Raw genomic sequence first — 24,726 nt, 5'->3', positions numbered from 1 at the left:
GCTCCTCAGCTCTCGTCGGCCGGCGCGAGGCCGAGTTCGGTCAGGCGCTCGATGCGCGCCTCGGTGACGTCCTCCGCCAGCGCACGCCACTGCAGTAGGGACGCGTCAGGGCGGTAGAGCTTCTCCGGGGGTGCGTCGGTCATCTCGACCATCCACTTGTCCTGGCTGGAGAACTGTCCGTGGAAGAGCCAGCGCACGGCGCCGAGGTATTTCACGTAGAAGGGGAGGGTGTGAACTCCCTTGCTGAAGTTGGCCATCACGCCGACATACAGGTGATTGTCCTCGTCGACCGGCGTGTAGAACTCGTAGTGGATGAAGGTGGGGTAGACCACCCGGAGGATGCCGGGCATGGCCACCGACACGAACCCGGGGAAACCCTGCTCCGCGATCACCGGGTTCGGCTCACGCTGCGAGCCCACGTTGCCGATGTTGGAGACCTTCCCGGACGGCTTCTTCTTGTACCAAGCCAGGCTGGTCCATTTGCCCACACCTGGGAAGTCGGCCGACCAGTGCTGCTCCTCCTGCACCCGGAAGATCCAACGACCGCGGCGTTCGATGCGGGTGATGTTCCAGACGGGCATGGCCTTGAACATCCGCCACAGTGCGGTGCGGTGCAGGAACTTGGCGTGGCCCTCGTCATACCCGTTCTCGCAGGCGAAGCGCCAATTGCCCTCGCGTGGTTGGATTCTCGAGCCGACGACCGCGGCGTTCTCGACGAGCTCTTCGGGCAGTTGCTCGTCGATCGGGTGCGGCTGCTCACCGTCACCGACGTAGATCCACACCATGCCCAGTCGTTCTTCGACGTCATACGTCGGTTGGGTGACCTTGCCGCACAGGCGCGAGTCGGGGCCGTCCGTGATGACCGCACACAGGTCGCCGGACTTCAGGTCGAAGGTCCAACCGTGGTAGACGCACGACAAGGTGCCGGGGAACTGCTTGTTGCCGTAGGTCAGAGGCACCCCGCGGTGGGGACACCGATTGGCCAATGCGTAGACCGTGCCCTTGTCGCGCACGATCGCGATGTCCTCGCCCAGCAAGCGGATGCGGACCGGCCGCTCACCCACGTGCGAGGAGTACGTGACCGGATACCAGTAACCACGGAAGCCGGCCTTCGCCGCGTTGTAGTGCGGCCAGGTCGACCAGTCCTGACGACCCGGAAGCTTTCCGGCTCGATGCCGACGCGCCGGCTTGCGCGGCGTGGCAGGTGCTTCGGCAGAGTTTGCTGCCTCCGGGTTAGCGGTCTGCGTCATGGGTTCACTCCAGTGGTCGGTGGGTCTGGACCGAGAACATCACCGCTGTGCACCACGTCACAACCGCATCGGTTCGGCCACCGGAACACGCCCCGAACAATGCCGTCACAGGGAGGCGATCCACCGCCCCGACCAGCCAGATTCGCCCGTCTCAGAGCGCCATTCCGGTGAGCGGTCCAGACCACGAGACGGCAGCGCGGATACCTCCATACATTCCTGGTCTCCGTAAGCAGACCAGGAGGTCAGCGTGAGCAAGGCGCAGAAACTGGCGACAGACGTCCTCATCCTCGGGGCCGGCCCGACCGGGCTGTATGGCGCCTACTACGCGGGATTCCGTGGACTGTCGACGATCGTCGTCGACGTCCTTCCCCAGGTTGGCGGCCAGGTGATGGCGCTCTATCCCGAGAAGCAGATCCGCGATGTCGCCGGGCTGCCCAGCATCCGCGGCCGGGATTTCATCGCCGCGCTGAAAGAGCAGGCCGACGCGTTCTCGCCGACCTATCTGCTCGGCCGCCAGGCCGTCACCGTCGAGCACTCATCGGACGCAGCTGTGGTGACCCTGGACGACGGCACCCGGATCGAGGCGGGAGCAGTGGTCATCACTGCGGGCATCGGCACCCCGAAACCCCGTCCCCTGCAGGCGGGTTCGCAATGGCTGGACCGTGGTCTGTCGTACTTCGTGGTCGACCCCGAAGTGCACCGCGACCAGGACGTGGTGATCGTCGGCGGAGGCGACTCCGCCCTCGACTGGGCCGATGCATTGTCGACGCTCGCCACGTCGGTGACACTGGTGCACCGGCGCTCCGGCTTCCGGGGCCACGCCGCCACACTCGCTCGGGTCGAGTCGTCCCCGAACACGACGGTCCTCACCGAGTGCGAGGTCACCGCGTTCGACGGCGACCTGGCGAACGGGCAGTTGCAGAAGGTGACGGTGACTCACACCTCGGGAGAGGAGCGGCTCGTCGCTGCGGATCACGTGATCGCCGCTCTCGGCTTCATCTCCGACATCGGGCCGCTTCGCACCTGGGGGCTGCAGCTGGCAGGTCGGTCGATCCAGGTGGACCGGTCGATGCGCACCAATGTCCCGCGCGTCTACGCCGCCGGCGACGTCGCCGACTTCGACGGCAAGGTCAGGTTGATGTCGGTGGGCTTCGGAGAGGTCGCCACCGCGGTCAACCACGTCGCCGTCGAACTCGACCCGGACCTCAACCTCTTTCCCGGTCACTCGACCGACGAGTCCTGAATTTCTCGCGAATCCCCGTGCCCTGAAAGGAACATGACATGGCCTACGTGATCGGACCCGACTGCACCGACATTCTCGACCGCTCGTGCATCGACGTGTGCCCGGTCGACTGCATCTACGTCGGTGAGCGCAAGAGCTACATCAACGGCAACGAGTGCATCGACTGCGGCGCCTGCGAGGTCGAGTGCCCGGTAGAGGCGATCGTCGTGGACCGGGTCGCGAAGAAGAACCCGAAGTTCAGCCCCTACCTCACCGATCAGGAGTCGTTCTTCCACGACATCCTGCCCGGTCGCGACGCACCGCTCGGCGACCCCAACGGCGCCACCGCGCTCGGTCCGGTCGGCGTGGACACGCCACTCGTCGCAGCGTTGCCCTCGAACCAGTGACAGCTGGAAACGGCCCGGTCCTCGTCACGGGCGGCACCAGTGGCATCGGGCTAGGCGTCGCCTCGGCGATCGTGCGAGCGGGTCGGCCCGTCGCCATACTCGGCCGGGATGCGGAGCGAGCCGACGAAGCGGCGAACCAGCTTCGCAGCGAGGGTGATCCGGAGCTCGTGCTCGCGCGCCGTGGCGACACCACGAACCCGGAAGATCTCACCGCGGTTGTCCGAGCCGTCATCGACCGGTGGGGCCGTTTGGACGGCCTGGTGACCACCGCCGGACGGCTGGCGCGCGGCTCCTTGCTGACGCTGACGCCGGAGGACTTCGAGGCCGCCTGGCAGATCAATGTGCACGGCACATGGCTCGCCATGCGCGCTTGTGTCCCGGCGATGCAGCAGCATGGACACGGTCGGATCGTCACCATCGGGTCGGTGCTCGGCAGCACCGGGACGCCGGAGCGCGGGGGTTACGCGGCCACCAAGGGCGCCGTGGCCGCACTCAGCCGGTCGATCGCACTGGAGCTTGCCCGGACCGGGATCACCGTCAATTGCGTCGCACCCGGACCGGTCCGCACCTCGATGAACGCCGACGACGCCGCCAGCAAGTTCGATGATCTGATCCCCGCAGGACGGTGGGGACGGCCCGAGGACATTGCCCACATCATCGTCGGTCTGTTGGACGACGCCGCCGGTTGGACGACCGGGACCGTCATACACGTGGATGGCGGATACACCGCTCGCTGAGGAGGATTCGTGGCATCGACACTCGCTGTGCCTGGCACCGGGCTGCGCTACACCGCGTCCGCCGGGACCGATGCGCAGCGGTTTCCTGTGCTGCTGCTGCATCCGTGGTTCGGCTGCCGCGCCTTCTGGGACCGTACGGCGGAGCAGTTGGCAGCGCCGACCTGTGCGGTCGACTGGTATGCGCTCGGCGACGGCGACTGGTCAGCGTCATCCGGCCCTGAAGGGCTCGCCGAGGCGGCAGTCGCACTGCTGGACAGCATCGAAGCGCCACAGGTCGACGTCGTCGGCAACAGCGTCGGCGGCATCGTCGCCCAACTGCTGGCTGCCCGGTGGCCTGACCGCGTCCGCAGGCTGGTGCTGGTCGGGACCGGCGCCGCCCTGGGAGGGCCGCCGAGCCGGTTCGGTGAGCTTGTCCACGCATGGGTGGGAGGTCTTGCCGACCGTCGTGCTCTGGCGCCGCGGTTGGTCGACGCACTGACCGCCGAACGACGTCCGCATGCGGAACGCGACGGGTACGTGCGAACGGTCCTGGCCGCCGATCCGGACTTCCTCAGCGCGGTGCTCGTGAGTTCGCGCCGCCTGGACCTGCGCCGCGAACTCAACCGGATCACCGCACCAACGCTGGTGATCCGTGGCGAGCACGACACGGCCCGCAGCCCGCGCCATGTCGCCGAGCTGCTGGCTGGCATCTCCGAGTCGCGCGCGGTCGAGATGGCCGGGTGCGGTCACTCCCCCATGATCGAGCAACCGCAGCGGTTCAACGACCTGGTCGAGGACCACCTGACCCGCTGACCATCGACATTCGTATCGACGAGAAGGAGACCGGTATGTGGGCTCAACAGCTAGTGCGGCCAGGCGTTTTCGAACAGGTGGACGCGAAGGCACCGGATCCTGCCGCGCTGCATCACGGCGAAACCCTGCTACGGGTGGAGGCGGGAGCGATCTGCGGCAGCGACTTGCCCTACTTCCGAGGCGAGACCTGTACCCACTTCGACGACGCAGCGCCGTTGGCCGCGAACGTGCCGGGATTCCCACTGCACGAGGTCGTCGGCGAGGTCGTCGCGAGCGACGACCCGGCGTTGCCGGTGAGCAGCCGGGCCGTCGGCTGGGCGACCAGGTTCTCGGCACTGGCTGAATACACGGTGACCGACAGCGACAGTCTGATGGCGGTTCCGGATGAGCTCGACTCGGCCACCGCGTTGACCCTGCAACCCCTTGCCTGCGTCCTGGAGACGGTGCGGTCGCTCGGTCCGGTCGATGGCCTGCGCGTCGCAGTGCTGGGGCTCGGGCCGTTCGGGCTGCTGTTCTGCCACACCCTGTCGGCCGCCGGCGCCGCCGAGGTCGTCGGTGTCGACCGCCTGGACCGATCGGCGATCGCCGATGCCTTCGGGATCAACACCCTCGTGCACAGTGCGACCGGTCGATGGGCTCGCTCGCTGGCCGATGACGACCGGCCGGACCTGATCATCGAAGCGGTCGGTCACCAGACAGCGACACTGAGCGATGCCGTCGAGGCCGTGGCGCAGGACGGCCGGATCTTCTGCTTCGGTGTGCCCGACGAGCCGGTCTATCCGCTGCCCATGCAGGAGCTGTTCCGCAAGCACGTCACGCTGTTCGGCGGGATCGTGGCCGAGCGCCGTCGCTGCCTGGAGTCGGCACTCGCCCACCAGCGCCGGTTCCCCGAACTGCAGAAGCAACTGGTTTCGCACACCTTCGATTTCACCGATGCACAGTTGGCGTTCGACCTGGCCGCACAGCCCTCGTCCGGGCGTCTGAAGGTCCAGCTCGTTCGATGATTCAGGCGCCGGAGGACGGACCGGCCGCGCCGGCGTGCCGCGCATACCAGCCGCGGCGCATGACCTTGGGCAGGTCGACCTCACCGTCGACCGCATCCACGGACGTGAGGAAGCGCACGAGGTCACGGCTCGCCCGGAAGTCTTCGTCGGTGAACCCACGCACCTCGAAATGTATGTCGGACACGGCTGATTCGGCCGTCTTCTGTGGCACATCGACCTGCTTCGCCGTGGCCCGAACACCGAGGTCGGGGTCTTTCCGGATCCGTGCTGCAGCCTTGCCGAGCACGTCGACAACGATGCCTGCGGTCTTCTGATTACTTTCCAGCCAGGTGGCATCTGCGATGATCCACTGGCTGAACCCGGCGTCGAAGTCCTTGCTCTCGGCGACCACCCGCGCGCCCTGTTTGACCGCTCGCGACACCCAGGGATCGAAGATGACGCACCCGTCGGCGTCACCCCTGGAGAGAATTGCATCGAAGTCCGGCGGAGCCGCCGACACCATCTTGATGTCGCTGGGCTCGCGGCCGACGCTCCGTAGGTACTTGCCGGTCATGTACTCGCCCAGACCCGGGAAATAGACCATGCTGTGGATGTCGGCCGGCTCGACCCCCTTGCGGAGCACCACCTTGAAGTAGGTGTCCGAGTGCTCGAAGCTCGCGATCGCCGCGATCTTGTCGCTCTTGGCGGCCACGGGAATGACCGTGGCATCAGCGTTCACCGACAGGTGGGTGGTGCCGGCCGAGATGTTCTGCACCCCAGCGGCACCACCCTCGACCTGCACGAACTCGACCGCCACGCCTGCTGTGTCGAACATGCCGTCGCGCTGTGCGAGGTAGATCGGGGCGTATGCCGGATCGACGCCGACCGAGAGGCGCACCTTGTCCGCCCCCGCGCCGCTCTTCGTGTTGCCGGAGGAACACGCGGCGAGACTGAACGCTGCGGTGGCGAGGCCGGCCGAACGGAGCACGCCGCGCCTGGTGACTGTGCTGGTCATCGTTCTCCTTGACGTTCTCCTTGAAGGGCTTTCAGACCTTGACGCCATACCTGCGCAATGGCCGGACACACACCCGCAACACGCGGTCGAAGAGGAAACCGAGAGCGCCGAGGACGATGATGCCGACGAACACCCAGTCGATGTGGCCGTAGTTGCGAGAGGTCCAGATCAACGCACCCAGACCTTCCTGCGCGGCCACGATCTCTGCCGACACGATCGTCAGGAAGCTGTTGCCCATGGCCAGGCGCGCGCCGGTGACGATGTGCGGAATCGCCGACGGCAACACGATGGTTCGCAGGATCTGGCTCTTGCTGGCCCCGAGGCTGGCCGCAGCGCGCAGCTTCGTCTCGTCGGTCGACACCGCCCCAGAGATCGTGTTGATGATGACCACGAAGACGGAGGTGTAGAAGATCAGCACGATCTTGGAGGACTCGCCGATCCCGAACCAGATGATCGCCAACGTGACGAAGGCGATCGGTGGGATGAACCGGAAGAACTCGATGTAGGGGTCGAGAATCTCCCGGACGATGGTGATCCGGCCCATCAGCAGACCGAGCGGTGCACCGACCACGACACCGAGCGCCCAGCCGATGAAGATTCGCCGGCTCGAGGCCCAGATCGACTGCCACAATGTGCCGTCCGCCCAGAGGTCGGCCGCGCCCTGCCAGGTCTCGGACGGCGACGCGACCAGCGCCGGGCCGAAGTGCGACGCCACCAGCTGCCACACTACGAGTCCGAGGACGATCGAGACGATGAAGAGGCCGCCACGCCGCAGCGAACCGGTCATGTTCGGCTTCTGCCCGCGCCGACGTGACTTGTCCGAAGCCGGTCGAGCGGGCGCCGGTTTGGTTTCCGCCAGTGTCATGAACCCTCCTGGGTGAGCCCCTGGCCCTGCAATGCCTTACGCACCTCGGCGCCGATGTCCTCCCGCAGCTTCCGGTGCAGTGCGATCGCCTCGTCGCCGGCTTCGTCCCGCGGGCGAGGGATGTCGACGTCGTAACTCGACTTGATCGTGGCCTCCGGCCCCGCCGTCATCACCAGGATGCGGTCGGCGAGAACGATCGCCTCGTCGATGTCGTGTGTCACGAAGATGACGGTGCAGCCACTCGTGCGCCAGATGCGGTCGAGCTCCTGCTGCATCACCTGGCGGGTCTGCGCATCCAATGCCCCGAACGGCTCGTCCATCAACACGACCCGCGGCTCGTTCGCGAGAACCCTCGCGATCTGGGCACGTTGCCGCATGCCGCCGGAGAGCTGCCGCGGCAACTGGTCCGCGCAGTGGGCCAGCCCGACCAGCGACAAGAACTCGTCGGCGAGTGCCTGCCGCTCCTTCTTGGCGACGCCGCGCATCTTGGGGCCGTACTCGATGTTCTGCCGGATCGTCAGCCAGTCGAACAGCGCCTCGCTGCTCTGGAACACCATCCCGACGTCGAGGCTCGCTCCGCGAATCTCTTGTCCTTCGAGGTGGATCCGACCGTTCGCGGGCTTCTCGAACCCGGCGATCGCCGAGATCAGCGTCGACTTTCCGCACCCGCTGGGACCGAGCAGGCAGATGAACTCGCCGGCTCGGACGGAGACGTCGACACTGTCGACGGCGGTGAAGTCGCCGAACTTGATCGTCACGGCGTCCAGGTCCAGGGCCGCACCACGCACCCCGGCGGCTGGCGCCGTCGAGGTGGTGGTGCCCGTGGATTTCGCTGTCGTTAAAGGCATGTGTTCACTCACTCAATTCCTTCGCCCGTTCACGGCTTCGCGACGTGTTCGTCGTACCAGCCGGTGAGGATGTTCGGCTTGATGTCCAGTGCCTTCTTCAAGGTGCCCTTGTCGACGAAGTACTTCATCTGCTCGTCGTAGGACTTGGTGTCCTTGGCGGTGAAGTCGCGCACGTCCCAGTCGACGAGCTCGATCGCCTGCTTCGCGTCCGCCTTCTTGATCTTGGCCTCGGACTCCACGGCCGCGGCCGCACGATCCGGATCCTTCGCCGTGATCTTGGCGGCCTTGGTGAGCACCTCGGCGACCTTCGCGGCCTCCTTCTCGTGACCCTTGAGCCACGTGGAGTCGGCGACCGCCCAGTGCACGTAGGAGTAGCCGTAGGACCCGGTGTCGGTGAGCTCCTTCAGCCCCAACTTGACACCGTTGGAGGGCCACGGCTCCCAGAGCAGGTAGGCGTCGACGGTCCCTTTCTTGGTGAGTGCCGGGAGCGACGACGGGTCGGCTTCGACGAATTTGACCGAGTCGAGCGGAATCTTGTTGGCCTCGAAGTACTTCTGGGCCATGTAGTCACTCAGACCCTGGACGACGCCCATCTTCTTGATCTGACTCGCCTTGGTGATCCCCGGCTTCGCGACGACCTTCAGGTATTTGCCGGACTGCTCGTAGATGAACAGCGCCCGCAACTTCGGGTTCTGCTTCAGCAGGGTGAGGGTGGTGGTGTCCGAGTTGCCGGCCATGTCGACCTGGCTCCCGGCGATCGCCTGGACCGCATCGCCACCGCGGCCGAACTGCACCAGGTTGACCTTGAGGCCGGCGTCCTTGAACATCCCTTCCTTGTCGGCCAGGAAGAACGGTGCGTATGCCGCGTCGATCCCGATGCCGATGCGGATGGGATCGCCGCTCGCCCCTGTGGCGCCGCTCTTTCCGGCCCCCGAGCCTCCGCAGGCGGTCAGTCCCAGCGCCGCCGTGAGGACGATTCCGATGCCGGCCCAACGCCGCGTTCTCGCGTTTCGCATGCCTACCTCTTTCGTGGGGGAGCGCTGCTGCTGCGTCCTTGTGCGTGGTGACGCTAGTCACGTTGTCAGGTCGGGCATACCTTCCAGGTCCGCTGAGCGAACCACCGGAAGATCATCCGTTCAGCACGCCGGGGTCGACACCGGGATCGGCCCGGACATCGATCACCAGGGGCAGATGACCTTCCTCCACGAGTGCCGCGGCCTTGTGCAGGTCGGCCGTGTCGGTCGCCCGGATCGCCTCGCATCCGAGACTGCGGGCGACGTCGCACAGGTCAGGTGAATCCAGCAGCGAATACTGCGGATTCAGCCCTGCTTCAGCGAGTTTGGTGTATTCCGCGCCATAACAGCCGTCGTCGAGAATCACCACGACCAGGGGCAGCTTCTCCCTGGCGGCGGTTGCCAGCTCCATGTAGGACATCGCCACGCCCCCGTCTCCTGCGACAGCGACGGTGAGGCCGGCGCGATTCGCGACCGCGGCACCGAGCGCGGTGGCCAGGCCGAGACCGATCGAGCCGAAGTTGACGGTGTGATGGAACCGTCCTCCCCCACCGACGTGGAGATACTTCCACGGCGCGCCCATGAAGCGACCGGTGTCGGTGACGACGGTGCGATGAGCCGGTAGTGCCTCGTCCAGCTCGATCATGGCAGTGCGCATGTCCAGGAGGTCCTCGGAACCGGCGTCGGAGAACTCACGACGCGGGTCGCGCTCGGACAGCCGGCGTCGCAGCGATTCGGAGTTGTAGCCCCGCGGCGTGATCTCGGCCTCATCGAGCATGCGGCGTATGGCGCGGGCAGTCGCCGCGGCATCACCGACGAGCCCGGCATCGACCGGGAAATGCCTTCCCGGAGCAGCAGGATCGGTGTCGCACTGCACGATCGCCTTGCCGCGCAGGAGGTCACCGTGCGCGGCGGTGTACTGATTCAGACTTGCCCCGAAGACGACCAGGCAGTCGGCGGACGAGATCGCTTCGATCCCGATGTCGTGGGAGACCGTCCCGCAGACACCCACGTGTCCCGGTACACCACTGAAGTAGTCCTTCGCCAGCAGCGTTGTCGCAAGTGGTGCACCCAACTGCTCGGCGAGCGCGACGAGTTCCTCACGTGCCTCGGAACGCACCGCGCCGGCTCCAGCCAGCACGACCGGTCTCTGCGCGGACGCGAGAATCCCGACCGCAGTGTCCAGCGACTCCTCCGTCGGTCTTGTCCACGAACTCGTCGATGCCGAGGTGAATCGTGATGGTTCGTAGTCAATTTCGTCGTTGAGGAGGGCATGTGGGATGTCGAGGAGCATCGGAACCCTGGTCGTCTCGACACTGCTCAGTGCCTTGGTGATGTCGTCAACAACATGCTCCGGTCGCAACACCCGCCGATACGAGGCTCCGGCGAGCGAAGCCGCCGCCCGCAGGTCGAGGTGCTGGACGAAGTCACGACGCTCCGGGGTGTCGCCGCTCAGCAGCAGCACCGGCGACCCGGCGCGGACCGCCTCGGTGAGTGCCGTCAGCGTGTTGGTGACGGCCGGGCCGTGCGTGACGCTGACGGCCGTGACCCGGTCCGTCTCCCGTGCGTGACCGTCGGCCATCGACACGGCATTTCCCTCGTGCACCGCACCGATGAACTGCCCGCCCAGATCCATATAGTTGGCGCAGTACTGCATGTTCCCGTCGCCGAGCAGACCGAAGATGGTCTCCTGGCCCGCAGCGAGCAAGCTGCGAGCGATGGCCTCGTGCACTGTGATGGTCTCCATCACGCGACGGTAGGAGCCTTTGCGAGCGAGTTGCCGACATTCGTTCCGCTCAGCGGTCCGGCTGTGCCCGCTCGCCGATCCTGCCCCGCCTACGGTGGCGGTTCGGCAACTCCTCGGAGGTTTCTGTGCCCGGCTCGGCATACGGTGCGATCAAGGTGGGTGTGCGCGTTCCTCCGTGCCGGCCGCTGGCCGAGATCGCCGCATTCGCAGGCGTGGTCGAGCGCGCCGGGTTTGACGCGCTCTATGTGCCGGACTCACAGACGTTGTGGCGAGACTGTTATCTCGCGCTCCAAGTCGCATCGGCCGCCACCGAGCGGCTGACGCTGGCGACCGCGGTCTCCAACGTCGCGACTCGCCACCCGAGCGTGATCTCCGGCCTGGTGCGGACGCTCGACGAAGCTGCGCCAGGGCGGGTCGTCCTCGGCCTGGGGGTCGGCCACAGTTCAGTCGAGTCGATCGGACTCGCCGCCAGCACGCGAGCGCAGCTGCGTGCCGGTGTCGATCAGATCCGGCGACTCGTCATCGGCGAAGAGGTCGCGTATGGCGAAGCCAGCGCGCGGCTGCGCGACCCCCGTCCGGATGGGGTGCCGGTGCACATCGCGGCTACCGGTCCACGAAACCTGAGTCTTGCCGGTGAGATCGGCGACGGCGCCATCCTGTTGTCGGGCGTTGCCGATGGCCCGTTACGAGCCGCCGTCGAGCAGGTCCGGGCCGGAGCGGTCGCAGCCGGTCGAGCGCCGACCGACCCCGAGATCACGGTGTCCGCGCATGCGCTCGTCACCGACGACGTCGAGCGGGACGCACGGATCATCAAGCCGATCCTGGCATCCATCGCACAGCGCGGCGGCACGAACGCGTTGGCGGATGCAGGAATCGAGGTCGCCGTGCCTGCCGTCGTCCCCGATGTCGTACCCGACCTCGTGCACGCGGAGGACTGGGAGCACGCCGTCGAGGTCTGCTCGCAATGGATCAGCGATGCAGATGCGGCCGCCTTCGCGCAAGCCTTCTGCCTCTTCGGAACCCCGGACGAGATCGCTGGACGGATCAACGCCCTGTCTTCGCTCGGCGTCACTTCCGTGTTTCTGCAACATGTCGGATCCTGGTACCTGCCAACGGAACTCGTACATTCGGTCGGCACCCACGTCATACCTCGGATCAGGGAACCCGCTCGCCGGAAGGACACCGAATGACACTGCGCCGCGCGTATGCCGACACCCCGCTCGGACAACTGCACTATGCCGAGGACGGTGATGGTCGCACCGTGCTGATGCTGCATCAAGCGCCCCGATCGCTGGACGAGTTCGCCGAGGTGCAACGCGAGCTGTCCGGTGACTGCCACACCGTGGCGATGGACCTGCTGGGCTTCGGGATGAGCGCGCCGTTGCCCGCGCCACCGACGATCGAGGCGATGGCCAACAGCGTCACTGCGCTGCTCCAGGCGCTCGGGATCGACTCGGCGGTGCTGCTCGGCCACCACACCGGTGCTGCGGTGGCCCTCGAGGTGGCAGCAGCGGCACCGCAGCGAGTGGACGCGATCATCCTGTCCTCGATGCCCTGGGTCGGACCGGAGCGCCGGGCGCGCGAGGGTGGTATCGGTGTCGACGACGCCACGCGCCAGGACGACGGATCACACCTGACCGAGCTGTGGTCACTGCGGCGGCCCTACTACCCTTCGGAGCGCCCTGACCTACTGGACCGCTTCATCAGGGACGCACTCGTCCCGGGCCTCGATCCCGCCGAAGGACATCGCGCATGCGACCGCTACCTCATGGACGAGCGGATCGGTCTCGTCCGGTGTCCCGTGCTGGTGCTCACCGCGACCGGCGACCCGTTCGCCACTCCGGCACTCCCCCACATCCTCGAGGGACTGACCGGCGCCGAGCACGTCGCGACTGCGACGCTGGAGGGCGCCATGATCCCGGCGATGGAGCAGTGCCCCGACCAGGTCGCTGCGCACGTGCGGCGCCTTCTACAGTCCTTGTAGGTCGAAGGTCACGGTATCGACGATCGGTGGTCCATCCCGCCTCTCAGTGTCTGCATCGCCCGCGAGCTGTGACTCTTCACGACTCAACCCGCAGACTTGGCGCGGGACCTCGAGACGCTCGAACCTCACAGGTCTCGCACACCGATCCCCCGCTTCGCTCCCCCAGCGGCGATCGACCAGCGAGTCCACTTAGCCGGAGTTGCGCAGCGCCGTTGCGAGACCGTTCATGGTGAGCAGGATGCCGCGCTGGACCTGGGGGTCGTCATCGCCCTTGCGGTAGCGCCGCAGCAGCTCGATCTGCAGGTGGTTGAGCGGCTCGAGGTAGGGGAACCGGTTGAACACAGAGCGTTTCAGCGCGGCGTTGTCCCACAGCAGGTCCTCGTGACCGGTCACTCGGGCGAACATCTGCAGCGTCCGCTGGTGCTCGTCGACGATCTTGGAGAACACCCGCTCACGCAGCGCCTCGTCTTCGACCAACCGCGAATACCGCTCTGCGATCCCGAGATCCGACTTTGCCATCACCTGTGCCAGGTTCGACATCACCGTCTGGAAGAACGGCCACCGCTCGTAGTAGCCACGCAACGTTTCGAGCCGCGACTCGTTGTCGCCGACCCACTGCTCCAAGGCACTACCGGTGCCGTACCAGCCCGGCAGCATCACCCGCGACAGCGACCACGACATCACCCACGGGATCGCGCGCAGGTCGCTGATCTCCTTGGTCTGCCGACGCGACGACGGCCGGGAGCCGATGTTCATCGAGCCGATCTCGGCCACCGGGGTCGAAGTCGTGAAGTACTCCACGAAGCCGTCGGTCCGGTGCACCAGGTCGGCATACGATTCCTTTGCCAGCGCTGCGATTTCGTCGAGCGCGGCATACGCGTCGGCCGTGTCGTCACCGAGTCCCTCGACGTCCAGCAGCGACGCCTCGAGGGTCGCCGCCAGCAGCGTCTCCAGGTTGCGCGTCGCCAGAGGCGGCTCGGCATACTTCGCCGCGATGATCTCGCCCTGCTCGGTCAGCCGCAGCGAGCCGCGGACCGCACCCGGGGGCTGCGCAAGGATCGCCTCGTAGCTCGGGCCGCCACCGCGACCGACGGTGCCGCCGCGACCGTGGAAGAGCCGCAGCCGGATGCCGGTCTCCCGCGCAGCCTCGACCAGGTCGAGCTCGGCCCGGTAGAGCGCCCAGTTGGCTGCCATGTAGCCGCCGTCCTTGTTGGAGTCGCTGTAGCCGAGCATCACCTCCTGCAGCCCGTCCTTCGAGTCCACCAGCTCCCGGTATACCGGCACAGCAAGCGCGGCGCGCAACGTGGTCGCCGAAACCTGAAGATCCTCAATGGTTTCGAAGAGTGGGACGATGTTCACCGAGCAGGTGGCGCCCTCGCCGGTGACGCCCGGGTCGAGCAGGCCTGCCTCCTTCAACAGCACCGCGGTCTCCAGCATGTCCGACACCGAGGTGCACATGCTGATCACGTGGTTCGGCACCGCCTCGGGCCCGAAGGTCCGCACCGCACGCGCCGCCGCGGCGGTGATCGCCAGCTCCTTCGTCGTCTGCTCACCGAACTCCGCGCCCTCGCCGATCAGCGGCCGCCGATTGCCCAGCTCCGCGGTCAGCAGCTCGACGCGGGCGTCCTCGTCCAGCGCCAGGTAGTCCTGGTGCACCCCTGCCCACGAGAAGACCTCGGCGATCGTCTCCTCGTTGATCCCGGAGTCCTGCCGCAGATCGAGCCCGTAGAGGTGGAAGCCGAAAGTCCGCACCGCTTCACGCAGTCCGAGCAGCCGGTCGTCGGCGATCAACGCGCCGGACCCGTCACGCAGCGCCGCGTCGATGACGTCCAGGTCGGCCGACAGCTCCGCTGCCTGCTTGTATGGCGCGGCTCCTGCGACCTCCACAGCCGCCTCGAACCAGTCGCCGAAGAACTCGCTGTGCGTAGCCGACAGCCGACCACGGATCCAGGCGATGACCTGCCGGAAGGGTTCGTCGGTCCGCTCGTCGGAGGTGTTCAGCGCGGCCAGCTCGAGCAGTTCGGGGGTGGTGCGTGCCATCCGGATGGAGAAGGAGAACTCGTCCTCCAACGTCTCCAACTCGCGCAGGTAGTGCTGGATCGCCGTCTGGGACGCACGACCGGTTGCAGTCGACACGACATCGGCGGTGACGTTGGGGTTGCCGTCCCGGTCGCCACCGATCCACGAACCAGCCCGCAGCACAGGCTCTTTCGCGACGTTAGCCGTCGGGTAACGGGATCCCAGCTCGTCGCGCACGCGCGCGTTGAGTTGCGGCATGACCTCGAAGAGAGAAGCGTCGAACCAGCGCAGACCGACCTCGATCTCGTCGGTGATGTCCACCCGCTGCAGGCGCACCAGGGCGGTCTGCCACAGGGTGAGGATCTGCAGCCGGATCACCCGCTCCCCCGCTGCCAGCTCGGCCGGCGTCAGGTTGCCCTGCTCACGACGGCGCATGACCTCCTTGATGCGCGACTGCGTCTGGAAGACGGTGCGCCGCCGGGTCTCGGTCGGGTGCGCCGTGATCACCGGCACGATCGTCGCGCCACCCAGTGCGTCGCGCACGGTGCCGTCGGCCAGCTGTGCCTCGTCGAGCTTCGCGAAGGTCGCTGCCAGTGACCCGTCCTGCGGTGGCTCGCCGGCGTTCACGTGCATCGCCCGGCGTCGCTCCCGGTGCAGGTCCTCCGCCAGGTTGGCGAGCAGCGCGAAGAGACTGAACGCCCGCACCACCTTCATCGCCTGCTTCGTCGGCAGTCCGTCGAAGATGGCCGCGAACTCCTCGCGGTGCTCCTCCCGACGCCGCACCGCGAAGGCCCGCGTTCGTGCTTCCTCGACCAGATCGAGGACCTCCTCGCCCTCGTGGTCGCGGATCACCTCCCCAAGGATCCCGCCGAGCAGGCGGATGTCCTCGCGCAGCGGCTCGGAAGCCGCGCGTCCCTGCTCGGTGACGTCGAAGGCCAGCATGTGATCGAACATGGCCCCAAGCATGGTGCCTGGACGCCCATCAGGTGGGCGTTCGTCTCGGGACGTGAGCAATCTCGCACACGCCGCGGTCATACCGGCTCACGGAGCCGACCGTCCGGCAGCGAGAAGCTCGCCACCGACGCCAGCGCGGCCAGGATGGTGAAAACCCAGAAGACCCAATGGAACTGACCGACTGTGCCCCGATCAGCCAAGGCCTGCAAGAGCATCGCCGCGGCGGCCACTCCGAATGCGCCACCCATCTGCTGCAGCGCACGGGTCTGCATCGATGCGTGCGGCACGTTGACCGGCTCGAGTCCGACATACGCGCTGGAGACGATCGGCACCATGACGGCACCGAGGCCGAGACCGCGGACGAGGAGCACCACGCCCAGCCACCAGACGCTCGTGTGCCCGTCAGCGAGGGCGAATGGTGCCGTCGCAACGGCCGCGACCAGGAACGACGCGAAACAGACCATCGGAGCACCGAAGCGCTCGACCAGGCGGGCGATGAAGACTCGGCTCAACAACGACCCGACACCTTGCGGCACCAGCACCATGGCAGCCCCGAGCGCGCTCTCCCCACGGGCCAACTGCCAATAGAGCGGTAGCAGAAACATGCTGCCGTAGAGCGTCACGCCGACGAGGAACATCATCAACGACGCCGACCCCACCGATCGCCGCGCGAAGAGGCTCACCCGGATCAGGGCCGACTCGCGCCGACGCGCCGCCCAGCCGACGAAACCGGCGATGAGCAACAAACCCGATGCGACGAGCGCCGCAGTGAGCCCGTAGCCACCGGCGGCGTCTCCATCGCCGCATCGAGAGAGCCCGTAGACCGTCACTGCGAGACCCGGTGTGAGCAGGCCGAGGCCGACGACATCCAGGACAGGACGCGCTCGGCTCCGTGGCGCATCCTCCGGCAGCACCCGCAGTGCGCCGATGATGCCGGCCGCGCAGAGCGGCAGGTTGATCAGGAAGATCCAGCGCCAGTCGGCCCAGTCGAGCAGCACCCCGCCCAGGATCGGTCCGACCACCGGGCCCACTGCCATCGGCAGACTGATCGCCGCCGTCACCCGCGCCGTCGCTCGCCCCTGCACCGCACGCATGGCGAGCGTCATCATCAGCGTCATCACGATGCCCGCGCCGACACCCTGCAGCACGCGGAACATGATGAGGCTCAACGGGTTCCATGCGACAGCACACAGCAGCGAGCCCGTCAGGAACGTGGCGAGAGCGGTCAGCCACAGGCGCTTGCCGCCGACCCGCGCCTCGGCCCAACCCACTGCGGGTATGACGGCGGTCAGTGCGAGTAGGTATGCCGTCGTCACCCACTGCACGGTCGCGACCGACGTGTGCAGGTCGATCACCAGGTCGTGCAGCGCAATGGTCACGACCGTCGTGTCGAGCACTGCCGCGATGCCACCCAGCACCAGCACCGCAAGGGTCAGCCGGGTCTGCCGGTCAAGGCGGTCGGACACCGGCGGCGACGGAGCGATGTCCGGAACTGCTTGCACGGACGTCGAACAGGAGTCATTGGATACGTTCACGTATCTAATATGCATCTGTGCGTTAAGATGCGCAAGTGAGTCTTAGCGAGAAGGAGTCCCCCACCCGACGCCGAGGCGCCGCGTTGGAGGAGGCGATCCTGGATGCCGCCTGGGAACAACTCATGGAAGGCGGCACCCCGAAGTTCACCTACGAATCCGTGGCGGCCCGCGCCGAGACCAGTCGCCCGGTGCTCTACCGCCGGTGGCCACAGCGCGACCAGTTGCTGAAGGCAGCGATCCGGCACGGCGGGACCAAGGTGCGCCGGATCGTGCCCGACAGCGGGTCACTGCGCGAGGACCTGATCATCATGCTGCTGGACATGAACCGCACGGTCGGCCAGTTCCTGACCCTGCTGACCGGCCACCTGGAGATCATGCACTCCTCGGAACGGATGACGCCGGAGGAGATTCGCAACCTCTACCTCGCCGATCGACCACAGCGGCTGCGCATCGTCATCGACCGGGCGATCGAGCGCGGCGAGATCGACCCGGACCGCATCACCGATCTGATACTCGGCGTTCCGGCGGACCTGGTGCGAGAGCGCATCATGCTGACTCAACGGAAGGTCTCCCGCGCCGAGGTCGAGGCGATCATCGACCAGGTGTTCCTGCCACTCGTCAGCCCGCGCTGAGCGCAGCGGCCCGCCGCTCGATCCGGACAGCTTCAGACGGTGCCGACGAGCGCGCGGCGCTCGGCGGACGTCACCTCCGCGGGGTGATCGGCGGCCTCGATCAGACCGTGCAGTACGTCGTTCAGCGCCCCCAGATCCCGATCCTCCAGACCGAGCCGGCGGATCATGATCAACGGCACATTCACGGCCCGGTCACGCAGCTCCCGACCACGAGGGGTCAGGCGTACGGCGAGTGTGCGCTCGTCCGAGGCATCGCGTGCCTTGGTCACGTAGTCGGCCCTCGCCAGCCGCTTGAGCAACGGTGACAGCGTCCCGGGATCCAGCCGAAGTGCCTGTGCCAGCTCACGATTGGATCTGGGCTCGTCCTGCCACAGTGCCAACATCACCAGGTATTGCGGGTGCGTCAGGCCCAGCGGCGCCAGCACCTCGCGATAGGCGCCGATCACGCCACGCGCGGCGAGAGCGAGCGAATAGCAGACCTGGTTCTCCAGCGCCAACGGGTCGAAAGTCTCGTCATCCATGATGCAGCAGCGTACCAATTGTTGGTGCACCAACTATTTGCGTACACTTCAAGTGTGATCCCCCGAGACCGACCGCGCCCAACGCCGATCCCCAAGGACAAGTCCGGCCTCTCCATCGGCTACCGCTTCTTCTGGCGGTTGCACTACACGCTGCTCGCGTGGGGTGGTCCGGGGCAGCGGCCGCTGGAGCGCGACCCGCGGGAGCTGATGCGCCGGGAGCGTTTCGCCCGCGTCCAGTCCTCACAGCGCGCCGTCTCCTAGCGGTCGCGCCGGTGGCGCGGGTCGGTCACACCGTCCGCAACCGCTCCCGCACCCGCGCTATCGCAGCCGGGTCGACCTCGACACCCACGACCCGCAGCCCGCTGTCGAGATCGTCCGCTGTGCGCAGCTCGCGCTTGGTCACCTCCGAGCCTCGTCGAGTGCGAGTCACGTTGTTGGCTACGGTGATTCGTTCATGCCCCGGCGCGAGCGCCGCGGCGAAACCGCGCACGAACGGTGAGACCGGTGACGTGGCGATGTACCAGTTCAGCGCGACGATGTCCTGGGGCACCACCGGTCCGAGGTCCAGCCCGCAGAGGTTGATCCAGCGCTTCCCGTCCTCCCCGTCGACCTCGGCCTGCACCATCACGTCCAGGTCGGGCGCGGCCGCCAGGTCGACACCGGCCGCCGCCATCGGCAGCACCCGGTAGTTGCCGTGGGGCGTCGCCTGCGCCTGACCGGTCGGATCCAGGTCGAGCGACGCGGTGGGCGTCATACCGCCGAAACCCGGATCGGCCAGCAGCTCACGGTCCCCCAGCCGCACGACCGTGACGTTGTGGGTCTTCGCGGTCGGCGCGTGATTGGGGTCGACATACACCCGACCGCAGGCGGTCCGCGCCTCGAATCCGTATGACGGCAACACCATTCGCAACAGCGCAGCATGCTCGAAGCAGTAGCCGCCCCGCCGTGGTCCGCCGTCGACGGCACCGAGCATCTTGTCCGCCAAGGTGGCCGGCTCGAGCGACACACCGAGGCGACCGTCGGCCGGGGCGAAGCTGTCGACGTTCTCGAACGGGATCGACGCGACGTGCAGTCGCAGCAGCTCGTCGAGGAGGTCGCGTCCGGGACGGACGCTGCCACTGTGGCCGACGCGCCCCAGGTATTTCTCGGCGTATGGCGAGCCAGCTGCGCTCATGACGCTCCCTTCACCACGGCCTGCGGACGACACCACCGATTTTAGGGCCGCCTCGACCGACGCGACCGGTCGTCCGCCAGCTAGCCTCGGAGGTGATGACCTCCACCGATGCCGATTCCGATGCCGCCATCACCGTGACCGTCGCCCCGCACTGGGTGAACGGCTGGCTCCTGCGCGCCGGCGCCACCGCCGTGGTGCAGGTCGATGGCGAGGACCACGTGGCGCGTTGGGGCAAGCCGCTGCGCCTGACGGTGCTGCCCGGGCACCACGAGATCCGCGCTTTCTTCCGCTACCGCGGGACCAAGGCCGCGCTCGGTGCCGTCCAGCGCGACGTGAACATCGCAGCCGGCGACGCCTGGCGGTTCGTCGCCAAGCACGGCCCCACCAACGGCTCCGGATTGCGGTTCACCCGGGTCGCCCGGGCGTGACCGTCCTCATCGATCCGCCTGCCTGGCCGGCACATGGCCGGCTCTGGTCGCACGTGGTGAGCGATGCGTCATACGACGAATTGCACGCGTTCGCAGGCGCGCTCGGCATACCGCTGCGACTCTTCGACCACGACCACTACGACCTGCCCGAGGAACGCTATGCGGACGCGGTCGCCGCGGGCGCGGTCGAAGTAAGCGGTTCGACGCTGATCCGCCGACTGATCGCCAGCGGCCTGCGCGTGCCAGAGCGCGACCGGCGCCGGCCCTGACAACTGCCGACTTGGTAGGTTCGACGGACCAGCCCCGAAACACGCTCGCAACAGCAAGGATTCGCATGCCAGCAAACCTCGAGGTCTCCATCGAGATCAGCGCGACCCCGGCGCAGGTGTGGAACGTCGTCTCCGACCTGAAACGGATGCCGCAGTGGAGCCCCCAGACCCGCAAGGTCATCGTGCGCGGCGGCCCGCTGCGACTGGGCAGCAGCATGATCAATCTCAACCGACGTGACGTGCGCGTCTGGGCCACCCGCAGCAAGATCGTCGCGTTCGACCCCAGCAAGCGGATCGCCTGGGAGATTGCCGAGAACCACTCGGTGTGGAGCTTCGACCTCGAGCCGTTGGACGACAACACGCGCACCCGACTGGTCCAGCGCCGCGATGTCTCCGGCGGCGTCAGCAAGATCTCGTCGACGTTGATCGACAAATTCCTCGGCGGTGAGGCGAGCTACGAGAAGGAGCTCACCACCGGCATGCGGCAGACGCTGCAGGAGATCCGCAAAGAAGTCGAAACTGTTGTCTAGCAAGGGGTTTGCGCACCCATGAGCGCTTGCGTCTTTTGTGCGATCGTCGACGGCGACTCGGCCCACGAGGTCGCACGCACGGACCACACGGTCGCGTTCCTCGACAACCGCCCAGTGTTCAAGGGACACGTGCTCGTCATACCCACCGAGCACGTCGTCACCCTGCCGGACCTGGCCGACACGCTCCTGGCGCCGTTCTTCGGCGAGGTGCGCCGCATCGCCGGCGCCATACCAGCTGCGTTGGGAGCTCAGGGCACGTTCGTCGCCATGAACAACAAGGTGTCGCAGTCGGTCGCGCACCTGCACTGTCACGTCGTGCCCCGCACCAAGGGCGACGGCCTGCGCGGCTTCTTCTGGCCCCGAGTGAAGTATGCCGACGGCGAGCAGGCCGACTACGCCGCACGACTGCGATCCGCGCTGTCCGTCGACTGACCCCAACCGGCACGGACCACCCCGGCGACATCGGGGCATCGATCAGATCGTTATCAGCGTCTGCACAGTGTTGGTGCTTAACTTGAAGGAGGCGGGGGCGCGCCCCGCGACGACGGCCAACCGTCACTGGTGACCGCCGCCCAAGGTCGACTCGGAGGTCAACCATGGAAGGCTCAGTGCAACCCGGAAGCATCGTCGTGGGGATCGACACCTCGACGTGCTCGATGACTGCCCTCGACTGGGCGGCCGACTACGCCCATGCGACGCACGCGCCGGTCCATCTCGTCCACGGCTTCAGTCATGACCGGCCGGATCTCGTCTTCAACATGGGCGCCGAACCCGACAAGCTGTATGCCGCCGGCGAGCGGGTCCTGACCCGCGGTCGCAACCGGGTGCTTCTCAAAGATGCGCGCCTCGCGATCACCACCGCGCACCCCGACGGCTACCCGGCCGCCGCTCTGGTGCGTGCCAGCGCCCACGCGAGACTGGTGGTCATCGGCTCGCACGGCGACAGCATGCTGCACATCTCCTCACTCGGTGAGACCGCGCACCAGGTGGCCGCTCACGCCAGGTGTCCGGTCGCGGTGATCCGCAAGGAGTCCGACTCGGCATACGGCCGCATCACCGCCGGCGTGGACCGGTCCGCGCACAGCCGCAAGGCACTCGCGTGGGCCTTCGCCGAGGCCGAGCGCACCCAGGCGGACCTGCAGGTGGTGCACGTCTGGCAGCCGGACGACGCCAAGGATCCCGGCCTCGGCAGTGTCGACTGGAAGTCCTACATGGCGACCGCCCGATCACAGATCGAGGCGTCCATCGCCGATCAGCAGCGACAGCACCCCGGTGTGAAGGTGCTGACCGACCTCGTCGACGGCAACCCGACCCGGGTGCTGGTCGACAAGTCGCACGAGAGCGACCTGGTCGTCGTCGGTGCCCGCGGGATCGGCGGCTTCGAGGGCCTGACCCTCGGGCGGGTCGCCGTCGACCTGCTGTCGCACGCCACGTCGCCCGTGCTGATCATGCACTGACGCCACAGCTGGTCGAGTAGGACGAGCCGCTGGGCGAGGCCGTAGCGAAACCCCGCAAGGCCTCGATCCACCTGGTTTCGATACGCCTCCGCCGCTGCGCCCCTCCGCTACTCAACCCGCTTGGTCGCGCCGATCCGGTCCAGCAGGAAGGCGTACTCGAACGCCGACTGACGCCAGCCGTCATACCGTCCGCTGCGACCGCCGTGCCCGGCGACCATCTCGGTCTTGAGCACGATCGGTCGGGCCGGATCGGCCTCGACGGTCTCGCGCAGTTGCTGCACCCACTTGGCCGGCTCGACGTAGAAGACACGCGTGTCGTTGAGGCTGGTCGTGGCCAGGATCGCCGGGTAACGGGTCGCCCGGATGTTCTCGTATGGCGTGTAGGACTTCATGTAGGCGTAGACCTCGGGGTCCTCGATCGGGTTGCCCCACTCCTCCCATTCGCCGGCGGTCAGCGGCAGCGACGGGTCGAGGATCGTCGTCAGCGCGTCGACGAACGGCACGCCTGCATGGACTGCGGCATACAGCTCGGGTGCGAGGTTGACGATCGCGCCCATCAGCAGCCCGCCGGCCGAAGCGCCTTCTGCCGCAAGGCGATCCGGGTGAACCCAGCCGAGGTCGATCAACGCGCGGGATGCGGAGACGAAGTCGGTGAAGGTGTTGCGCTTGGCCAGCAGCTTGCCGTCGTCGTACCACCTGCGGCCGAGTTCGCCGCCGCCACGCACATGGGCGACGGCGTAGACGACACCACGGTCCAGCAGCGACAGGCGAGCCACGGAGAAGTACGGATCGAACGACATCTCGTAGGAGCCGTAGCCGTAGATGTATCCGGGGTTGCTGCCGTCCGCCTCGATGTCGCGGCGTCGCACCAGCGAGACGGGGATCCGCGCGCCGTCCTCGGCGGTCACCCAGAGGCGCTCCTCGGCATACAGCTGCTGATCGAAGCCGGGCACCTCACGCTGTTTGAGCAGCTGCAGCTCGCCGGTGTCGGGTGTGTAGTCGAGGACGCTGCTCGGCGTGAGCCAGGACGTGAGCACCAGCTGCACTGTGCCCATTGCATACTCAGGGTTGTTGCCGAGCGCGAGCGTGTGCAACTCCGGCTCCACGGGTATGGCGCGAGCCTCCCCCAAGGCCGCGTCCTCGCCCTTGGGCAGCAGCCGCAGCGTGCGCAGCCCGTCGTGCCGCATCGACACGATGACGAAGTCGGCGAAGGCGTCGACGCCGAGGATCCGGTCGCCGTCCTCGCCGGTCATCACGGGCTGCCAGTGCTCTCGTCCCGGCGTCTCGATCGGAGCCTGCGCCAGGTCGAAGTCGACGCGAGCAGCGTTGTGCACGACCAGAATCCGGCCGCCGTCGACCTCGACGTCGTAGTCGAGCCCGGCGACGCGCGGTTGCACGACACGCAGCTCACCGGTCGGGTCGGTCAGGTCGAGCAGGTGCCCCTCGGTCGTGGTGCTCGAGCCGATCATCACGATCAGCCAGCGCTCGTCGCGGGACTCCCCGATCATCAGCGAGAACTGCTCGTCGTCCTCGCGGATGACGAGCGCGTCCTGCCCCACGGGCGTGCCGATCTCGTGGCGCCACACCTCGTTGGCCCGCCAGGCGTCGTCGCGGCGGGTGTAGAACAGGTGCCGGCCGTCGACCGACCAGACGACTCCGTTGCCGATGCGGCGGACCGCGTCGTCGAGCACTGCACCGGTAGCGGCGTCACGCACCGACAGGTCGTAGATCTCGTCGCCGGCGATGTCGAGCCCGATCGCGACCTTCGTCCCGTCGTGGCTGACGGCCAGGTCGGACAGCTCGAAGAAGTCGTGGCCCTTCGCCTCGGCATTGCCGTCCAACAGGACCTGCTCGTCGGGCAACGGTGTCCCGGGCTGCGGGTCTGGCCGCTCGGCGCCGGCGACATACGGCACCCGCACGTGGACGGCATACTGCTCGCCCTCGACGGTGCGGGTGAAGTACCACCAGTCCCCCATCCGGACCGGCACCGACAGATCCGTCTCTTTCGTGTGCGCCTTGATCTCGCCGAAAACCTTGTCCGCCAACGGTTTCAGGTGATCGGTCACTGCTTCGGTGTAGGCGTTCTCGGCCTCCAGATGCGCGATGACCTCAGGCGATTCCTTGTCGCGCAGCCACTCGTAGTGGTCGGTGAAGACATCATCGTGAAACGTGCGCGTGCTGGGTTCGCGCCGCGCACGTGGCGGCTGTAGAGGAGTCACCCGCCAACTCTACGAGCCCCACACATTCATGCCGAGAGGACACCCGTTCATCGAGAGGACAGGCGATGCAGGCTGAATTCGGCCCGAATCGCCTGTCCTCTCGATGTTTGCCTGTCCGCTCGGGG

At 67.1% G+C, this 24,726-nt stretch carries 25 protein-coding genes; 14 read left to right on the top strand and 11 right to left on the bottom strand.

Annotated elements, in window-relative coordinates; all coding sequences use genetic code 11:
- Positions 1-5: 5 nt before the first annotated feature.
- Entirely contained in the window at positions 6-1,250 is a 1,245-nt protein-coding gene (locus tag IEX71_RS02740; RefSeq protein ID WP_188835408.1) for a Rieske 2Fe-2S domain-containing protein, read from the bottom strand.
- A gap of 247 nt (positions 1,251-1,497) precedes the next feature.
- Between IEX71_RS02740 and IEX71_RS02735 the strand changes: the two genes are divergently transcribed.
- Genes IEX71_RS02735 through IEX71_RS02715 form a run of 5 tightly spaced genes read left to right on the top strand, consistent with a single transcriptional unit; the run spans position 1,498 to position 5,412 of the window.
- A complete protein-coding gene (locus tag IEX71_RS02735; RefSeq protein WP_188835407.1) occupies positions 1,498-2,493 on the top strand; it encodes an NAD(P)/FAD-dependent oxidoreductase in 996 nt (331 codons plus the stop codon).
- A gap of 38 nt (positions 2,494-2,531) precedes the next feature.
- Complete coding sequence (locus IEX71_RS02730) at positions 2,532-2,879, top strand: ferredoxin family protein (RefSeq protein WP_188835406.1); 348 nt, start codon at positions 2,532-2,534, stop codon at positions 2,877-2,879.
- Positions 2,876-3,616, top strand: coding sequence for an SDR family NAD(P)-dependent oxidoreductase (locus IEX71_RS02725; protein WP_188835405.1), 741 nt, complete (start codon positions 2,876-2,878; stop codon positions 3,614-3,616). The genes IEX71_RS02730 and IEX71_RS02725 overlap by 4 nt, the downstream gene beginning before the upstream one ends.
- A 9-nt stretch (positions 3,617-3,625) precedes the next feature.
- On the top strand, positions 3,626-4,408 hold the full coding sequence (locus IEX71_RS02720) for an alpha/beta fold hydrolase (protein WP_188835404.1): 783 nt from the start codon (positions 3,626-3,628) through the stop codon (positions 4,406-4,408).
- 35 nt (positions 4,409-4,443) lie between these two features.
- Complete coding sequence (locus IEX71_RS02715) at positions 4,444-5,412, top strand: zinc-binding dehydrogenase (RefSeq protein ID WP_188835403.1); 969 nt, start codon at positions 4,444-4,446, stop codon at positions 5,410-5,412.
- Between the two features lies 1 nt (position 5,413).
- Here the strand turns inward: IEX71_RS02715 and IEX71_RS02710 are convergent, their stop codons facing one another.
- The 5 genes from IEX71_RS02710 to IEX71_RS02690 form a co-directional block, all read right to left on the bottom strand.
- Positions 5,414-6,406 (bottom strand): ABC transporter substrate-binding protein, encoded by a 993-nt coding sequence (locus IEX71_RS02710; RefSeq protein ID WP_188835402.1) that lies wholly within the window; start codon positions 6,404-6,406, stop codon positions 5,414-5,416.
- 31 nt (positions 6,407-6,437) lie between these two features.
- The gene (locus IEX71_RS02705; protein ID WP_188835401.1) at positions 6,438-7,271 is read right to left on the bottom strand and encodes an ABC transporter permease; all 834 of its coding nucleotides are present in this window, start codon (positions 7,269-7,271) and stop codon (positions 6,438-6,440) included.
- On the bottom strand, positions 7,268-8,119 hold the full coding sequence (locus IEX71_RS02700; RefSeq protein WP_188835400.1) for an ABC transporter ATP-binding protein: 852 nt from the start codon (positions 8,117-8,119) through the stop codon (positions 7,268-7,270). The genes IEX71_RS02705 and IEX71_RS02700 overlap by 4 nt, the downstream gene beginning before the upstream one ends.
- Before the next feature lie 29 nt (positions 8,120-8,148).
- Positions 8,149-9,135 carry an ABC transporter substrate-binding protein gene (locus IEX71_RS02695; RefSeq protein ID WP_188835399.1) on the bottom strand — a complete coding sequence of 329 codons (987 nt, stop codon included), beginning with the start codon at positions 9,133-9,135 and terminating at the stop codon, positions 8,149-8,151.
- 112 nt (positions 9,136-9,247) lie between these two features.
- On the bottom strand, positions 9,248-10,879 hold the full coding sequence (locus tag IEX71_RS02690) for a thiamine pyrophosphate-binding protein (RefSeq protein WP_188835398.1): 1,632 nt from the start codon (positions 10,877-10,879) through the stop codon (positions 9,248-9,250).
- 161 nt (positions 10,880-11,040) lie between these two features.
- Between IEX71_RS02690 and IEX71_RS02685 the strand changes: the two genes are divergently transcribed.
- The gene (locus tag IEX71_RS02685; RefSeq protein ID WP_229749401.1) at positions 11,041-12,069 is read left to right on the top strand and encodes an LLM class flavin-dependent oxidoreductase; all 1,029 of its coding nucleotides are present in this window, start codon (positions 11,041-11,043) and stop codon (positions 12,067-12,069) included.
- Complete coding sequence (locus tag IEX71_RS02680) at positions 12,066-12,863, top strand: alpha/beta fold hydrolase (protein ID WP_188835397.1); 798 nt, start codon at positions 12,066-12,068, stop codon at positions 12,861-12,863. Before IEX71_RS02685 ends, IEX71_RS02680 begins: the two co-directional genes overlap by 4 nt.
- 189 nt (positions 12,864-13,052) lie before the next feature.
- Here IEX71_RS02680 and ppc read toward each other — a convergent pair whose 3' ends face one another.
- Together ppc and IEX71_RS02670 are read right to left on the bottom strand one after the other, a co-directional pair.
- Positions 13,053-15,836 (bottom strand): phosphoenolpyruvate carboxylase, encoded by a 2,784-nt coding sequence (ppc, locus tag IEX71_RS02675; RefSeq protein WP_229749400.1) that lies wholly within the window; start codon positions 15,834-15,836, stop codon positions 13,053-13,055.
- Positions 15,837-15,913: 77 nt separating this feature from the next.
- Positions 15,914-17,371, bottom strand: coding sequence for an MDR family MFS transporter (locus IEX71_RS02670; protein ID WP_188835395.1), 1,458 nt, complete (start codon positions 17,369-17,371; stop codon positions 15,914-15,916).
- Between the two features lie 35 nt (positions 17,372-17,406).
- Between IEX71_RS02670 and IEX71_RS02665 the strand changes: the two genes are divergently transcribed.
- Positions 17,407-18,003 (top strand): TetR/AcrR family transcriptional regulator, encoded by a 597-nt coding sequence (locus IEX71_RS02665; protein WP_188835394.1) that lies wholly within the window; start codon positions 17,407-17,409, stop codon positions 18,001-18,003.
- 32 nt (positions 18,004-18,035) lie between these two features.
- On the opposite strand, the gene IEX71_RS02660 is transcribed toward IEX71_RS02665, so the two are convergent.
- Entirely contained in the window at positions 18,036-18,524 is a 489-nt protein-coding gene (locus IEX71_RS02660) for a MarR family winged helix-turn-helix transcriptional regulator (protein WP_188835393.1), read from the bottom strand.
- Positions 18,525-18,578: 54 nt separating this feature from the next.
- On the opposite strand from IEX71_RS02660, the gene IEX71_RS02655 reads away from it, so the two are divergent.
- Positions 18,579-18,785 (top strand): hypothetical protein, encoded by a 207-nt coding sequence (locus tag IEX71_RS02655; protein WP_188835392.1) that lies wholly within the window; start codon positions 18,579-18,581, stop codon positions 18,783-18,785.
- Between the two features lie 25 nt (positions 18,786-18,810).
- On the opposite strand, the gene IEX71_RS02650 is transcribed toward IEX71_RS02655, so the two are convergent.
- Entirely contained in the window at positions 18,811-19,698 is an 888-nt protein-coding gene (locus IEX71_RS02650; protein WP_188835391.1) for an arylamine N-acetyltransferase family protein, read from the bottom strand.
- Positions 19,699-19,793: 95 nt separating this feature from the next.
- Between IEX71_RS02650 and IEX71_RS02645 the strand changes: the two genes are divergently transcribed.
- From IEX71_RS02645 to IEX71_RS02625, 5 genes are all read left to right on the top strand, one after another.
- Entirely contained in the window at positions 19,794-20,126 is a 333-nt protein-coding gene (locus tag IEX71_RS02645) for a hypothetical protein (protein ID WP_188835390.1), read from the top strand.
- Positions 20,123-20,395: a DUF4031 domain-containing protein gene (locus tag IEX71_RS02640; RefSeq protein ID WP_188835389.1), complete on the top strand. Its 273-nt coding sequence runs from the start codon at positions 20,123-20,125 to the stop codon at positions 20,393-20,395. The genes IEX71_RS02645 and IEX71_RS02640 overlap by 4 nt, the downstream gene beginning before the upstream one ends.
- 65 nt (positions 20,396-20,460) lie before the next feature.
- On the top strand, positions 20,461-20,925 hold the full coding sequence (locus IEX71_RS02635) for an SRPBCC family protein (RefSeq protein WP_188835388.1): 465 nt from the start codon (positions 20,461-20,463) through the stop codon (positions 20,923-20,925).
- Between the two features lie 18 nt (positions 20,926-20,943).
- Positions 20,944-21,357, top strand: coding sequence for an HIT family protein (locus IEX71_RS02630; RefSeq protein ID WP_188835387.1), 414 nt, complete (start codon positions 20,944-20,946; stop codon positions 21,355-21,357).
- 164 nt (positions 21,358-21,521) lie between these two features.
- Complete coding sequence (locus IEX71_RS02625; protein ID WP_188835386.1) at positions 21,522-22,382, top strand: universal stress protein; 861 nt, start codon at positions 21,522-21,524, stop codon at positions 22,380-22,382.
- A 107-nt stretch (positions 22,383-22,489) separates the two neighbouring features.
- On the opposite strand, the gene IEX71_RS02620 is transcribed toward IEX71_RS02625, so the two are convergent.
- Complete coding sequence (locus IEX71_RS02620; protein WP_188835385.1) at positions 22,490-24,601, bottom strand: S9 family peptidase; 2,112 nt, start codon at positions 24,599-24,601, stop codon at positions 22,490-22,492.
- Between the last annotated feature and the right edge of the window lie 125 nt (positions 24,602-24,726).

This window comes from Flexivirga endophytica, from assembly GCF_014640635.1.
Classification (GTDB): Bacteria; Actinomycetota; Actinomycetes; order Actinomycetales; family Dermatophilaceae; genus Flexivirga; species Flexivirga endophytica.
Note: the sequence above shows the minus strand (reverse complement) of the source record. Positions and strands in the feature narration are given on the sequence as shown.

Bases quoted from the DNA above. Each gene is read 5' to 3' on its own strand.
- IEX71_RS02690 (WP_188835398.1), bottom strand. From the start codon at position 10,879: ATGGAGACCATCACAGTGCACGAGGCCATCGCTCGCAGCTTGCTCGCT.
- IEX71_RS02680 (WP_188835397.1), top strand. From the start codon at position 12,066: ATGACACTGCGCCGCGCGTATGCCGACACCCCGCTCGGACAACTGCAC.
- IEX71_RS02650 (WP_188835391.1), bottom strand. From the start codon at position 19,698: ATGAGCGCAGCTGGCTCGCCATACGCCGAGAAATACCTGGGGCGCGTC.
- IEX71_RS02645 (WP_188835390.1), top strand. From the start codon at position 19,794: ATGACCTCCACCGATGCCGATTCCGATGCCGCCATCACCGTGACCGTC.
- IEX71_RS02715 (WP_188835403.1), top strand. From the start codon at position 4,444: ATGTGGGCTCAACAGCTAGTGCGGCCAGGCGTTTTCGAACAGGTGGAC.
- IEX71_RS02635 (WP_188835388.1), top strand. From the start codon at position 20,461: ATGCCAGCAAACCTCGAGGTCTCCATCGAGATCAGCGCGACCCCGGCG.
- IEX71_RS02705 (WP_188835401.1), bottom strand. From the start codon at position 7,271: ATGACACTGGCGGAAACCAAACCGGCGCCCGCTCGACCGGCTTCGGAC.
- IEX71_RS02730 (WP_188835406.1), top strand. From the start codon at position 2,532: ATGGCCTACGTGATCGGACCCGACTGCACCGACATTCTCGACCGCTCG.
- IEX71_RS02710 (WP_188835402.1), bottom strand. From the start codon at position 6,406: ATGACCAGCACAGTCACCAGGCGCGGCGTGCTCCGTTCGGCCGGCCTC.
- IEX71_RS02695 (WP_188835399.1), bottom strand. From the start codon at position 9,135: ATGCGAAACGCGAGAACGCGGCGTTGGGCCGGCATCGGAATCGTCCTC.
- IEX71_RS02630 (WP_188835387.1), top strand. From the start codon at position 20,944: ATGAGCGCTTGCGTCTTTTGTGCGATCGTCGACGGCGACTCGGCCCAC.
- ppc (WP_229749400.1), bottom strand. From the start codon at position 15,836: ATGTTCGATCACATGCTGGCCTTCGACGTCACCGAGCAGGGACGCGCG.
- IEX71_RS02700 (WP_188835400.1), bottom strand. From the start codon at position 8,119: ATGCCTTTAACGACAGCGAAATCCACGGGCACCACCACCTCGACGGCG.
- IEX71_RS02740 (WP_188835408.1), bottom strand. From the start codon at position 1,250: ATGACGCAGACCGCTAACCCGGAGGCAGCAAACTCTGCCGAAGCACCT.
- IEX71_RS02660 (WP_188835393.1), bottom strand. From the start codon at position 18,524: ATGGATGACGAGACTTTCGACCCGTTGGCGCTGGAGAACCAGGTCTGC.
- IEX71_RS02625 (WP_188835386.1), top strand. From the start codon at position 21,522: ATGGAAGGCTCAGTGCAACCCGGAAGCATCGTCGTGGGGATCGACACC.